Consider the following 14,170-nt stretch of genomic DNA (forward strand, 5'->3'; position numbering starts at 1 on the left):
CCTCCTTATTCCTTATTAAATTCCATGGATACTACCTTAGATACACCCTTTTCTTCCATAGTAACTCCATAAATCATATCACTGGTTTCCATGGTTCCTTTTCTGTGAGTTATTACTATGAATTGTATGTTTTCAGAGAATTTTTTTAAAAATTCTCCATATCTAAGTACATTAGCATCATCTAACGCAGCCTCAATCTCATCTAGTATACAAAATGGAGTTGGCTTCATCTTTAGTATTGCAAATAGTAGTGCAATGGCTGATAAAACCTTCTCTCCTCCTGAAAGTAGATTTATATTTTGAAGTTTTTTTCCTGGTGGCTCTACATCTATTTCAATCTTACAGGTTAGCTCATCATCACCTTGAAGACTTAAATCAGCACTTCCACCCTTAAATAACTCCTTAAAAGTGTCATTGAAGTAAATCCTGAGCTGCTTAAAATTCTCCATAAACACATCTCTCATCTTTTCAGTTATCTTGCCTATGAATTCAATTATTTCTTCCTTAGACTTAACTAAATCTTCCCTCTGTGTGCTCATAAAAGTATACTTTTCATTTACTTCTTTAAATTCTTCTATGGCTCCTAGGTTAACTACTCCAAGAGCAGTTATTCTCTTTTTCAATTCTGCAACTTCATTCTTTAATATAGCTATATCATAACCCTCTAGTTTAAAACTTAATCCTTCTGCAAAGGTAAGATTATACTCTTCATTAAGCTTCTTCAATAGAACTTCTTCTTCTGATTCAATTTTAGCCAAAGAAATCTGATTTTTATGAATTTCTTTTTCTAGTTTATCTAATTGTAAATCAATATCTTCAATTTTTGAAGTTATAACTGGAATTTTATCTTTTATCTTTAACTTTTCTACTTGGGTTTCTTCAAAAAACTGCTCTAACTCCTTAAGTAACTTAATAATTTCCTTAGTATTTTCAGTACTTTTAGATATGTTTATTCTATATTCTTCCTTAGCTAAAGTGGATGTTTCTATATTTTTTAAATTGCTTTCAATTAGCCTTTTCTCAATATCTACTGCCTGGGTCATCCTATCTAATTCTTGAATATTATTACTTATAACTTCTAAAAGCTTTGCTTTATTTATTTTTATAGAGGTTAATTCATCTTTAATGGCATCTATATATAAATTTTTGCCTTTAGTTTTATTGTTATGCTCATCATATTGACCTTCTAATTCAATTACCTTATCTTTAAGCTCAGTTAATTCCTGCTGTGAAAAAGTTAATTTAGCTTTTAAGGCTTTAATTTTCTCCTCTTCCTTACCCAGATTTTCGCTAGCTTTTTGAAGTTCTCTTTTGTTTCTTAGTTCCTCTTCTGTAACCCTTGATATTTCACCCTTAATCTTTGTTATATTAATACTCTCGTAATGTATTTCATCTCTTAAGTTAAGACCTCTATCATCTAGTTCTTTAATCTTAACATTAACTGATGTTATTTCTTCATTTTTAAGAGCAACTACTCCGTGACTTTCTTCTACTTCCTCAGTTAATTTTTCAATTTCTCTCTTTCTACCAATTACGTTAGCATTTTTAGAATAACTTCCTCCCGTTAGTGATCCCCCCGGATTAAAGACTTCTCCATCTAAAGTAACAATTCTATATTTATAGCCACAAACTTTAGATATATGCAGTCCATTATCCATAGTATCACATACAAGAGTTTTGCCCAAAACTTGATCGATTACACCCTTAAATTTATCTTCAAATTCTATAAGTTCACTAGCTATGCCTATATATCCCTTAGTATCCCTTACAGTTTTATCTACCAATAGGTTCTTACCCTTTACTATATTTATAGGCATAAAGGTTGCTCTTCCTATTTTACTACTTTTCAAGTAATTAATAAGATTTTTTGCTATGTGTTCATCCTTGGTGACAATATTAGATATGCTAGCTCCCATAGCAATCTCTATAGCTCTTTCAAATCTCTCTGGAACCTTTATTATATCTCCAAGTACATAGCAATCCTCATTTGCTCTATAATCTTTACTATTCTCTATGTGTTGCATTAGAAGTTTTACAGATCTATTGTATCCTTCATAGGAATTCTCTAAAGTTACCAAAGCATTTAGCCTAGCTTCTTTATTTCCTTGCTCTCTCAATATTTCTTTTAATTTTTTTTCTAAGATCTCTAAGTCATGCTTACACTTAGATAGTTTTTTTCTATTTTCCTTAACTTCCTCTTCATATTTCTCAATACTAATACTAGCCTTATTCTCTTCTTCTATTAAATGATTCTTAGTCTTGTTATTTATTAATATAGAATTTTTAAAAGTTTGAACATCTAATATTAAATTTTCTACATTTCCACTACTAATTTCGATATTATTTTTTAAAATATCTATTTCGCTAGTTTTAGAATTAATATTATTATAATACTTGAATTTTATCTCTTCTAATTCCTTCAATTTATTATTATCACTAGTCACACTATTTAATACATTTGTTAATTCTAATTGTTTTTTTTCTATTTTATTATTTATGTCTAATTCTTCTTCTTTTAAGGCAGCAATACTCTTTCTTTGGTTTTCTATTTTCAAATACGAATCTTCAAGATATTGATTTTTTTGCAGTATTTCACTGTTTAATCTATTTATACTGTCTTCTAAATGTAATATTTTTTCTTCAAAGAGTTTAACTTCTCCAATTACTCCTTGATGTTTATTTTGACTTTCATAATAAATCTTTTTCTTTTCTTCTAAAATATTATTTAAAGCTTCTAGCTCTTCATCATTATTTTCATAAGCTAGTTTTAATTCATATTTTTCTTTCTTCAAGGTTTCTATATCTGTAGTTACAGCATTTATTGTGTTGTTGTATCTATCTATGTTAATTTTAGTTTTTTCCAAAAAATCTATGATTATATTAACTTCCTTTACTTTTATCTCTTTAGAAGCTTCTAAAAATATTTTGGCTTTTTCACAATCTTCTTCTAAGGATGGAAGCCTTTCTTCATAGGTAGAAATAATATCATTTATTCTAATAAGATTTTGCTCCGTGTTATCTAGTTTCTTCTCAGCCTCTTCTTTTCTTGTTTTATATTTTACTATACCTGCGGCCTCTTCTAATAACTTTCTTCTATCCTCTGACTTAGCACTTAAGATTGCATCAATTTTACCTTGTCCTATTAATGAATATCCTTCCTTACCTATACCTGTATCCATAAATAAAGCTTGTACATCTTTTAATCTACACACAGTATTATTTATTAAATACTCACTTTCACCTGATCTATATAATCTTCTTGCAACGGTTACCTGAGAATAGGCTATATCTAAGTCAGAATCGCTATTATCTAAAGTAAGAGAAACTTGAGCAAGCCCTACAGGTTTTCTATATTGAGTACCTGCAAAGATTACATCTTCCATTTTATCTCCTCTAAGATTCCTAATACTTTGTTCACCCAGCACCCACCTTACAGCATCTGAGATATTACTTTTTCCACTTCCATTAGGACCTACAACTACAGTTACACCTTTTTTAAATGTAAGCTCTGTCTTATCTGCAAAGGATTTGAATCCTCTTATTTCGATAGATTTTAAGAACATCTATTCACACTCCTAAGCTCCTAAGATTATAGGTAAAATAAGTACTGCAGCCATAGCAATGCATATACAAGTAGTTATTATTTTTATATACTTTTCTCTTTTCTTCTTAGTCATCCTCATAAAATCCACTCCTAACTTTAATTTAAAGAAGATATCCTATAATCTTACTAGGATACTTTAAAATATATATTTACTTTAGCCTATATAATCAAAAGTTTTATTGATATTTAAGTTTTAAATAATCCTTCTGATTAATTATATCTAACTTTGTACCATTATAAAACCCTATGGAAGACTTTCCTATATTTCTTTCTTGAGTTACAAAAATTTCTTTACTCTTTAATTTTTTTAGAAGCAGATTAAAATATTGCTTTTTATTAGAATAAAGCTTAGATATATCTTTAGGGTTTATATATATTTTGAACTTATCCATTTCTTTATCTTTATAGTAATCATAAATCATATCACAGTAGACACTACTCTCCACCAGCTCTCTAAAAGCAGGATGAAAAGGTCCATCTACCACATCTCCATCAGCACTAATCTCCTCTGTAGGTTGAAGTCCAATTCGGATAACCTTTATATCATTACCCTCCATCATTCCATAGACTATCTTACTTATATCTACAGCTTCCTCTAAAGTATATGGTTTATATAAGCCTTCCCTTAAGAGCTTTTCCATAGGAGTTTCCTTAATAACTAGGGATGGGTATATCCTACAGATATCTGGATTCATAGAAATACTTTTTCTTGTAGTTTCAATATCCTTCTCTCTTGTATCTCCTGGGAGTCCTAGCATAATTTGATGCCCTAAGGTAAATCCATATTCTTTTATTAATTTCGACGCCTTCTCCACATCTTCTGAACTATGCCCTCTTCCTGATTTATGTAAAACTTCTTCATCTAAGGATTGAACTCCTAATTCTATAATATCTACATCAAAACTTTTTAGGTGGTCTAAAATCTCTTGGTCTATATAATCTGGTCTTGTGGACAATCTTATAAATTTAATCTTTCCTATTTTTTTATAGTTTTGAGCTACTGATAATAGGTCTCTTTGGATGCACATATTAATTCCTGTAAAAGTACCACCGAAAAATGATACCTCAATTATAGCATCACTACTATCTATAGTTTCTAAATAGTCCTCTATGGTTTTTTTTACATAAGCACCATCTACATTTCCTGCGCTACCTGCTGACCCTACATCTCCTGTAATACTATCCTGATTACAAAACACACAAGTATGAGGACATCCTATATGAGGCACAAATATAGGTATAATATAATGATTCTTACTCACTAATATCACCCCTCTTAATTAAAACTTCCCTAGCGGCCATTTGTTCAGCTTCTTTCTTACTATACCCTGAGCCACTTCCTTTAGCTTCTCCATTAATCAAAACCTTCACAAAAAATTCTCTTCTATGAGGTGGTCCTTCAAAATTAATAAGAGAATAAGAAATATCTACATCTCCATTCTTTTGTAATATTTCTTGAAGCTTTGTCTTATAGTCTAAAATTATCTCATTTTTAACTGCTTTAATAATAATTGAGTTAAAGTTTTTAAGGACAAATTCCTTAGTTACTAAAAGTCCTTCATCTAAGTATACTGCAGCAATAATAGCTTCTACAGCATCAGCTAAAATTGATACTCTAGTTCTACCACCGGTTAATTCTTCACCTTTACTCATATAAATGTATTTTCCTAGTTCCCACTTCTTAGCTATTTCAAATAAAGAATTTTCACATACAATTAAAGCTCTTACCTTAGTAAGGTATCCTTCTGTTTCATTTATGTGATTAGTAAATAAATATTCAGATATAATTAATTCTAAAACTGTATCTCCTAAAAACTCTAATCGTTCATTGAATGCAGCGTTTCTTTCATTAGCGTAAGAACTATGAGTTATTGCTGTTTGTAATAAAGTTAAATCTTTAAAGTCAATACCTAATTTATTTTTTAATTCTAATGTACTTTTTAATATTTTCATCTTTTTACCTCTTTCGCCAAGGTTTATTCTTCAATTTATCTAAATAACCTACTAACTTAATATTATTATTCAAGTAAATAAACTCAAGTGGATAAATTCAAGAATAAATCTAAAAATAAGGTTCCGCATTTCTACGGAACCTGCTGATATTATTCTTCTACTCGTGCTTTTATGTAGTCAACTACATCTCCAACACTAGTTATTTTTTCTGCATCTTCATCAGGGATTTCCATGTCAAATTCCTCTTCAAGGGCCATAATTAACTCAACTAAGTCCAATGAGTCTGCTCCTAAATCATCAACAAATCCAGAGTCCATAGTTATATCATTTTCATCTATGCTTAGTTGCTCCGCGATTTTTGCTCTTATCTTTTCAAACATTTTATATACCTCCTAAAAATTCAATATAATATCACTATTTAATATAATAGCATATTGGATAATAATCAACTGTTTATTTTCAAATACTATATTATAATATACTAAACCTACAAAATTTTATTCACTTATTTTAATTTTTTTATTTTTCTTCTTTAAAAGCATCTTTAACTTTATCTAATACTTTTGTATCATAATAGGTTTTAGAAAGTTTAATTGCATTTTTTAAAGCCTTGGCATCGGAGCTTCCATGAGCTTTTATGCAAATACCATCAACCCCTAAAAATGCAGCTCCACCGTATTCTTTATAGTCATAGTGCTTTTTAAATCTCTTAAATACAGGCTTTAATAATAGTCCACCTATTTTTGTTGTTGCGGAACTCATTATTTCATTTTTAAGCTCACTTAGAATGGTTTCTGCAACACCTTCATACATCTTTAATACGGTATTCCCTACAAAACCATCACATACAAGGACATTTACCTCTCCTTTAGGAATTTCTCTCGGCTCTACATTTCCTATAAAATTTAAATTCTCTTGTTTTAAAAGTTGATAAGCTTCCTTGGTTAATTCATTTCCCTTTTCTTCCTCTGATCCTATATTTATAAGACCTACAGTAGGATTTTCAACAGATAATACACTTTCAAAGTATACCTTACCCATTTGAGCAAACTGAGTTAAATAATGGGGTTTACAATCTGCATTAGCTCCTACATCTATTATCATAAATGGACCATTTTTACCTGGCATAACTGGTGCTAGTGCTGGTCTGCTTATCCCTTTAATCCTCTTTACAATAAGAGTACAGCCCGCTAAGAAGGCTCCTGTACTTCCAGCAGATACAATGGCATCTGCTTCCTTATTCTTAACTAATTCTAAAGCTTTAACAAGAGATGAATCCTTCTTAGTCTTTAGAGCTTTTACTGGTGCTTCATTAGTTGAAATAATTTCAGTAGTATTTAAAATAGTTATTCTTCCTTTGGTATATTCATATTTTTCTAATTCTTTTTTTATAAGATCTTCTTGACCTGTAATTATTATATCTATATCATATTCTTTTTGTGCAAGAACACAACCTTCTACTATAGCTTCAGGTGAATTATCTCCACCCATTCCATCAACTACAACCTTCATAGTAACTCCTTTCATGATTTTAAAATATTTAAATACATTATATATTTTTTTCATTTAAATTTCCACATAAAAATAAAAAGAAAGTCTATCGACTTTCTTCTTATTCCTCAGTTGAAACAACTTCTCTATTCTTGTAGTAACCACAGTTCTTACAAACTCTGTGAGCAAGCTTCATTTCGTGGCATTGAGGACACTCTACTATTCCTGGTAAACCAAGTTTAAAAGTTTGAGCTCTTCTTGAATCTCTTCTTGCTTTTGAAAATTTTCTAGCTGGATTTCCCATTATTACACCTCCTTATGGTTAGAAAACATTTGTGATAGCTTTTCAAGTCTAGGGTCTACATAAAAATCAGTACAAGAACATTGTCCTAAATTTAAATCTTTCCCACAAGTCTGGCATAAGCCTTTGCAATCCTCTTTACATAACCTTTTAACAGGTAATTCAAGGAGAATACTGTTTTCAATAATTTCATAAATATCTATATTCTCAGTATTGGTTGAGATAATCTCACAATCATCAGTGTTTGATATTTCTTCTTCTATGTGCACCTTAACTTCATAAGAAAAAGCTTTTGCACATCTAGAACAATTTAATAATACTTCAGTATCTACGTCACCAATAAGTTCTATAACTTCCTTTTTGCGACGCAAAAACCCATTAAACTTAATAGGCTTGGAGTATTTTACCATTTCACTACCATCGTAAAACTTATCTTTCTCAATTTCGATATCTATATTCTTTCTCTCATAGTTCTTATCATTTAAATCTTTAAAGTTTATAATCATAACAACACTCTGAAAAAACATAATATACCTGTTTTTCCTCATATAACTAAGACTAGTTATATATAATGCAAAATGCATAGCTTGAGTAAAGCTCCAACTTCCCTCCTTAAGTTAATTAAATATATCATTCAAACACAAGTTATTATATAAATTATACCGATAAAAGTCAAGGTAATTTACACATGTATATTTTTTCCTTAAGATAAAAAGCTAATTTTTTACTCAAGCACATAAATATTTTTACTATTTTGAAGTAAGTTCTTTAGTATCTCTTGCTATTACTAACTCTTCATTTGTAGGAATAACAAATACTTTTACTTTAGCTCCATCTTTGCTTACTTCTGTAGATTTTCCTCTAACATTATTCTTAGCATCATCTATTTCAATACCTAAGAATTCTAAGCCTTTGCAAATTTCTGCTCTAGTTTCTATAGCATTTTCTCCAAGTCCTGCTGTAAATACAACTGCATCTACTCCGCCCATTGCTGCAGCATAAGCACCAATCATTTCTCTTACTCTGTAGTTATATACATTTAAAGCAAGAATAGCTCTTTCATTTCCTTCTTTAGCAGCATCTTCTATGTCTCTAAAGTCACTACTTACTCCTGATAATCCAAGAACTCCTGATTGTTTGTTCATTAAATTATCAACTTCTTTAGCTGTCATTTTTCCTTCATTCATTAAGAATGTAACTATAGCAGGGTCAATGTTTCCACATCTAGTTCCCATTGCTATTCCTTCAAGTGGAGTGAATCCCATACTTGTATCTACACAATGGCCATCTTTTATAGCAGCTAAGCTAGCTCCGTTTCCAAGATGACAAGTGATGATTTTAACATCTTTTATGTCTTTGCCCATTAATTTAGCACATTCTGCTGATACATATTTATGTGATGTTCCGTGGAAACCATATTTTCTTATTCCATACTTAGTGTATAGCTCATATGGTAGTGGGTACATATAAGCAGTTTTTGGCATTGTTTGATGGAATGCTGTATCGAATACTGCAACCATTGGAGTGTTTGGCATTAAGCTCTTGCAAGCATTAATTCCAATTATGTTTGCTGGATTATGAAGTGGTGCAAGTTTTACACACTCTTCTAAACTTTCCATAACTGCATCATCAATTACTACAGATTCTGAATATTTTTCTCCACCATGAACAACTCTGTGTCCTACTGCTGATATTTCATCCATTGAAGAAATAACTCCATGGTTACCATCTACTAATGCATCTAAAACTAATTTTATTGCATCTTTATGGTCAGCCATTGGTTGCTCTATTATATATTTATCTCTTCCTGGAACCTTTTGAGTTAAAATTGAACCTTCAATTCCTATTCTTTCAACTAATCCTTGTGCTAAGCTCTCTTCTGTTTCCATGTTTATTAATTGGTACTTTAATGAAGAACTTCCACAGTTTATTACTAATACTTTCATTCTCATTTCCTCCTGACGCATTTGTAATATATTAATATATCATTATATTAGATTACAATATATTTTAAATTAAATCAATATAATATTTATTTGCTATTTTGCGCTTGCACTGCTGTAATTGCTACAACATTTACTATATCATCTACACTACATCCTCTTGAAAGGTCGTTTATTGGTTTTGCAAACCCTTGACATACTGGACCTATAGCTTCAGCTCCTGCAAATCTTTGAACTAATTTATATCCAATATTTCCTGCTTGTAAATCTGGGAATATTAAAACATTAGAATTTCCTGCTACTGTACTATTTGGTGCTTTAAGACTTGCTACTTTATCAACTATAGCTGCATCTAATTGTAATTCTCCATCTATTGCAAGATCTGGTCTAGCTTCTTTTGCCATTCTTGTAGCTTCAACAACCTTATTTACATTTTCATGTTTAGCACTTCCCATAGTTGAGAAAGATAACATTGCAACCTTTGGATCTATTCCACATAGAGTCTTTGCATTTTCTGCTGTACTTATAGCTATTGATGCAAGCTCTTCTGATGTTGGATTAGGATTAACTGCACAATCTCCAAATAATAGAGTACCATTATCTCCATATGAAGAATTTTCAAGTTCCATAACGAAGAAACTTGAAACAACTTTTATTCCTGGAGCTGTTTTTATAATTTGAAGTCCTGGACGTAATAAATCTCCTGTGCTATGTACTGCTCCTGAAACTAATCCATGGGCATCTTCTAGTTTAACCATCATTGTTCCATAATAAACTGGGTCTTTAACTGTTTGTAATGCTTTTTCCTCTGTAACACCCTTATTTTTTCTAAGTTCATAAAATGCTTTTGCATACTCTGCAGTCTTAGGTGATACTTCAGGATCTACAATTTCAATTCCCTCAATATTTACCCCGAAATTCTTAGCATTTTCCTTAATCTTATCCTGGCTACCTACTAATATAACTTTAGCTATTTTATTTTTATGGATAATTTCTGAAGCCTTTAAATTTCTTTCTTCTTCACCTTCTGGAAGTACTATTGTCTTCATCTCTTGTTGTGCTAATTTCCATACCTTTTGTGTAAAACTCATTTTTTCTTACCCCTTTCAGTAAAAATATTCTAAATATCCCTTATTACTATACCCCTTTTCATATATATTTTTCAACCTCTATATTGAATTTTTTTGACTTAATTTAATAATTAGGCTATGATAATTAACATTTTTTTGATATAATCTATGGTTATATGAGTACAGGAGGTAATTTTAATGAAAATATCAGGAATTATTGTGGAATATAATCCTCTTCACAATGGACACCTTTTTCATATAAATAAAACTAAAGAATTGACTAATAGTGATTTAATTATTGCAGTAATGAGTGGAAACTTTAATCAAAGAGGTATTCCTTCTATAGTAGATAAATGGAAAAAAACATCAATGGCTTTAAATAATGGGGTAGATATTGTTTTAGAACTCCCTGCAATATACAGCCTATCTTCTGCGGAATTCTTTTCTTATGGTTCCGTAAGTCTTCTTAATAGTCTAGGGATAGTAGATTCAATTTGCTTTGGAAGTGAAGCAGGTGATATAGACTTTCTTAAAGAAGTATCTGATCTACTAGTAGAAGAACCTCCTTTATTCAAGTCCTTATTGAAAGAAGATTTAGATAGAGGATTACCTTTTCCAAAGGCTCGTTCTTCAGCTTTAATTCATTATTTAAATAAGAAAAATTACTATAATGAAAAAGACTTAGCTGATTATCTAAATTCTTCTAATAATATTTTAGGTGTTGAATACCTTAAGAGCATAAAAAAACTTCATAGTAATATTGTACCCTATACCATAAAAAGGGAAGGTGGAAATTACAATAGTACCAATTTAAATAATATCTTCTCAAGTGCTACTGCTATTAGAAAATCCTTGAAATCAAATACTTCAATGGAAGAATTAATATCTCATGTTCCTCCTAGTGTTTACGAGGATATGATAGAACTTAAAAATAAAAATTATAATTTTCCCTTTGATTACATGATGTATCCATATATAAAGTATAAGGCTATAACTAGCAAAAATAACTTTTTCGAATCAATTCCGGATGCTTCTGAAGGTCTCCATAATAAGATATTAGCTACCATAAAAGACGCTAAAGATTATGAACATTGTATTGAAATGATAAAAAGTAAACGATATACCTATACTAGAATCAGTAGAATACTATGTCAGTATTTTCTAGGCTTTTATGAATACAATACCTTAGAAATGCGTAAAGAGCCTTGTCCATATGCTCGTATTTTGGGCTTCACTAAACATGGAGCTATGGCATTAAAATCAATGAAGAACAATTCTTCTATACCAATATATTCAAAACTACCAAAGTATATAAACCCTACCTTAAAATTAGATTTACAATGCACTAGTGGCTATAGCATTCTAAATCCTTCCATAAGTGCTATGGAAGATTATCTACAAAGCCCGATTATATTATAAACATAATTCTTCAAGGAACCATACCAAAATAACCTAAATCATTAGATTAATTTTTAGTGAATTGTTTTGGAAGTACCTTGAAGATTTTATTTTACCTATATTTTGTTATCATATATTCCCAAGATAAAAAATATATTTAAGTATATCAATTTAAAAGGATTATTTAAATGAAGGCATTATTTTTTATTGTAATTGCGTTTATTATATTTTTAATATATTTATTATTTAGAACTTCATCAAAAAACCTTCTGCTTACAACAATATTTTCTCTCTTAATTATTTATATCATACTAAATCCTAAAGATTGCATAGCCTTTACTATAAATGGAGCTAAACTGTTTTTTTACTCAGTATTTCCATCACTATTCCCCTTCTTGGTCATAGTTAACTTAATTTTTTCTTTTGGGGGTATAGAAATTTATTCAAAGTTTTTAGGTAAGATACTATGTACCCCTTTAAGACTACCAAAGGAGTGTAGTGTAGTTATTTTAGCTAGTTTGTTTTGTGGATATCCTCTTGGGTCCAGATATGCTTGTGAACTATATGAAAGGAAGGTTATTGATAAATCAACTTTTGAAAGACTTTTAAATATAGCCACCAATGGAAGCCCTCTGTTTATTATAGGTACTGTTGGTACTGCAATGCTCCATAGTGCATTTTTAGGTTATATCATTCTTATTTCTAATGCTTTATCTTGTATTGTTATGGGGTTAATATTACCTACTAAAAAGACTAATAAATATACTATATATAGCAATTCTTCTGTTGCTGCTACACAGATAAAAGAAAATCCTAACTTCGGGGTAGCCATGAAAAATGCCCTTGAAGATGCTACCAAAACCTGCTTATCAATAGGTAGTTTTGTAGTTATTTTTTCTGTAATTATAAACATAATAAAAAGCAGTGGAATATATCACACTGCCCTTATTTCTTTATGTAGTTCTGGTATTATTAATTACAATCTACTTGATGGAGTCTTCCTTGGATTTATAGAAATTACAAATGGATGTAACATTGTAGCTACAAGCCCCTTAACCCTAAATATTAAAATTCTTATATGTAGCTTTTTAATAGGTTTTAGTGGGTTATCTATAACCTTCCAAGTATACTCATTTGTTTACAAATATAAGGTATCAATGAAAAAATATATATTTCTAAAAGTTGTTCAGGGAATAATATGCACCTTGATAACAATGTTATTTTTAAAGCTACCATTTTCTCTAGTTAATCAGGAAACTTTTTTCATAAACAACACTATGCTATCATCTAAACCAGGGTTTTTGGTCCTACTAATATTTATATTTTCTATCCCTGTAATATTTAAAAAGTTACGAGATTGTTTTTAGTCATTTCCTAATTCTTTAATATTTTCTCTTACCTTAGATGTAGTGGAAGAAATTTCTTTATATAATTTTACAAGCATTTCTTCCATTTCATTTTGTATAACTTTTAAAGACTCCTCTCCTATAATGTCTATATCCTTTTGTAAATTGCTTAAAGTGCTGTCTGCATAATTCATAACTCCAAATTTTAAATCCTTAGCTTGCTTATTAGCTTCACCTTTAATTTTTTTAGCTTCCTCATTAGCACTTTCTAATATTTCTTCTGCTTCTTTTTTAGCAGCTACTAACACATCACAGTTTTCATATTCTTGTTGTGCTCTTTTTCTACTATCCTGAATAATACGTTCTCCTTCACTTCTTGCTTCGTCTAAAATTATTTCTTTACGATTCATTAAATTTTTAGCTTCTTCAAATTCATCTGGTAGCAATTTTCTCATTTCATTAAGAGTTCTTAAGACTTCTTTTTTATTAATAGATACTTTACCTACTAAATTCTTTGGTGACATGTCAATAGTTTGTTGTAGATAATCTAATAGTTCTAATACCTTCACTATAATTCCCCCTCAAAACTTTTAGCTCTCTCTCTAATTTCATTTTCTAACTCTTTTGGAATTAATCCATCCAAGTGTCCCTTAAATAAAGCCACTTGCTTTATAGCTGATGAGCTAAGATAAGAGTACTTAGAGTTGGTCATCATAAACATAGTTTCTTTTGTTTTATCAAGCTTTTTATTCATTAGTGCCATTTGAAACTCATAATCAAAGTCTGACATAGATCTAAGTCCCTTAACCATTACATCACTGTCTTCTGCTTCCATAAAATCCACTAAAAGACCTGTAAAACTTTTTACTTTTACATTTGGTAAAGCTTTAACCACTCTCTCAATTTGATCAATTCTTTCTTCAATGCTAAACCATCCACTTTTGTTAGGATTTAGTAATACAGCTACTGTAACCTGATCAAATACGTATGAACATCTTTTTATAATATCTAAGTGACCATTTGTTATTGGGTCAAAACTGCCTGGATAAACTGCTTTAATCATT

Annotated in this window: 13 protein-coding genes; 2 read left to right on the forward strand and 11 right to left on the reverse strand. The window is 30.1% G+C overall.

Annotation, left to right across the window (positions count from 1 at the left end):
• Window positions 1-5: 5 nt before the first annotated feature.
• From smc to pta, 9 genes are all read right to left on the reverse strand, one after another.
• Window positions 6-3,563 (reverse strand): chromosome segregation protein SMC, encoded by a 3,558-nt coding sequence (gene smc / locus B2S02_RS05080; protein ID WP_346920384.1) that lies wholly within the window; start codon window positions 3,561-3,563, stop codon window positions 6-8.
• 217 nt (window positions 3,564-3,780) lie between these two features.
• Window positions 3,781-4,866 (reverse strand): elongator complex protein 3, encoded by a 1,086-nt coding sequence (locus B2S02_RS05085; RefSeq protein ID WP_346878619.1) that lies wholly within the window; start codon window positions 4,864-4,866, stop codon window positions 3,781-3,783.
• Window positions 4,859-5,557 (reverse strand): ribonuclease III, encoded by a 699-nt coding sequence (gene rnc, locus B2S02_RS05090; RefSeq protein ID WP_346848351.1) that lies wholly within the window; start codon window positions 5,555-5,557, stop codon window positions 4,859-4,861. The genes B2S02_RS05085 and rnc overlap by 8 nt, the downstream gene beginning before the upstream one ends.
• A gap of 149 nt (window positions 5,558-5,706) precedes the next feature.
• Window positions 5,707-5,937 (reverse strand): acyl carrier protein, encoded by a 231-nt coding sequence (acpP, locus tag B2S02_RS05095; RefSeq protein ID WP_035132743.1) that lies wholly within the window; start codon window positions 5,935-5,937, stop codon window positions 5,707-5,709.
• 139 nt (window positions 5,938-6,076) lie between these two features.
• The gene (gene plsX / locus B2S02_RS05100) at window positions 6,077-7,069 is read right to left on the reverse strand and encodes a phosphate acyltransferase PlsX (RefSeq protein WP_346848506.1); all 993 of its coding nucleotides are present in this window, start codon (window positions 7,067-7,069) and stop codon (window positions 6,077-6,079) included.
• A 100-nt stretch (window positions 7,070-7,169) separates the two neighbouring features.
• The gene (gene rpmF, locus B2S02_RS05105; RefSeq protein WP_035132741.1) at window positions 7,170-7,352 is read right to left on the reverse strand and encodes a 50S ribosomal protein L32; all 183 of its coding nucleotides are present in this window, start codon (window positions 7,350-7,352) and stop codon (window positions 7,170-7,172) included.
• 2 nt (window positions 7,353-7,354) lie between these two features.
• On the reverse strand, window positions 7,355-7,855 hold the full coding sequence (locus B2S02_RS05110; RefSeq protein ID WP_346848350.1) for a DUF177 domain-containing protein: 501 nt from the start codon (window positions 7,853-7,855) through the stop codon (window positions 7,355-7,357).
• A gap of 243 nt (window positions 7,856-8,098) precedes the next feature.
• Window positions 8,099-9,295, reverse strand: coding sequence for an acetate/propionate family kinase (locus B2S02_RS05115; RefSeq protein ID WP_150843569.1), 1,197 nt, complete (start codon window positions 9,293-9,295; stop codon window positions 8,099-8,101).
• Window positions 9,296-9,381: 86 nt separating this feature from the next.
• Window positions 9,382-10,383 (reverse strand): phosphate acetyltransferase, encoded by a 1,002-nt coding sequence (pta, locus tag B2S02_RS05120; RefSeq protein WP_346848349.1) that lies wholly within the window; start codon window positions 10,381-10,383, stop codon window positions 9,382-9,384.
• Window positions 10,384-10,560: 177 nt separating this feature from the next.
• On the opposite strand from pta, the gene B2S02_RS05125 reads away from it, so the two are divergent.
• Both B2S02_RS05125 and ylbJ read left to right on the forward strand, forming a co-directional pair.
• Window positions 10,561-11,781, forward strand: coding sequence for a nucleotidyltransferase (locus tag B2S02_RS05125; protein ID WP_346848348.1), 1,221 nt, complete (start codon window positions 10,561-10,563; stop codon window positions 11,779-11,781).
• 167 nt (window positions 11,782-11,948) lie between these two features.
• On the forward strand, window positions 11,949-13,127 hold the full coding sequence (gene ylbJ / locus B2S02_RS05130; protein WP_346878618.1) for a sporulation integral membrane protein YlbJ: 1,179 nt from the start codon (window positions 11,949-11,951) through the stop codon (window positions 13,125-13,127).
• Here the strand turns inward: ylbJ and B2S02_RS05135 are convergent.
• Entirely contained in the window at window positions 13,124-13,675 is a 552-nt protein-coding gene (locus B2S02_RS05135) for an ATP synthase F0 subunit B (protein WP_346878617.1), read from the reverse strand. The two genes, ylbJ and B2S02_RS05135, sit on opposite strands and share 4 nt — an antisense overlap.
• Window positions 13,675-14,169: a pantetheine-phosphate adenylyltransferase gene (coaD, locus tag B2S02_RS05140; protein ID WP_035132727.1), complete on the reverse strand. Its 495-nt coding sequence runs from the start codon at window positions 14,167-14,169 to the stop codon at window positions 13,675-13,677. Before coaD ends, B2S02_RS05135 begins: the two co-directional genes overlap by 1 nt.
• Between the last annotated feature and the right edge of the window lies 1 nt (window position 14,170).

The organism is Clostridium sp. UBA7339 (assembly GCF_002470865.1).
GTDB lineage: Bacteria > Bacillota > Clostridia > Clostridiales > Clostridiaceae > Clostridium_J > Clostridium_J sulfidigenes.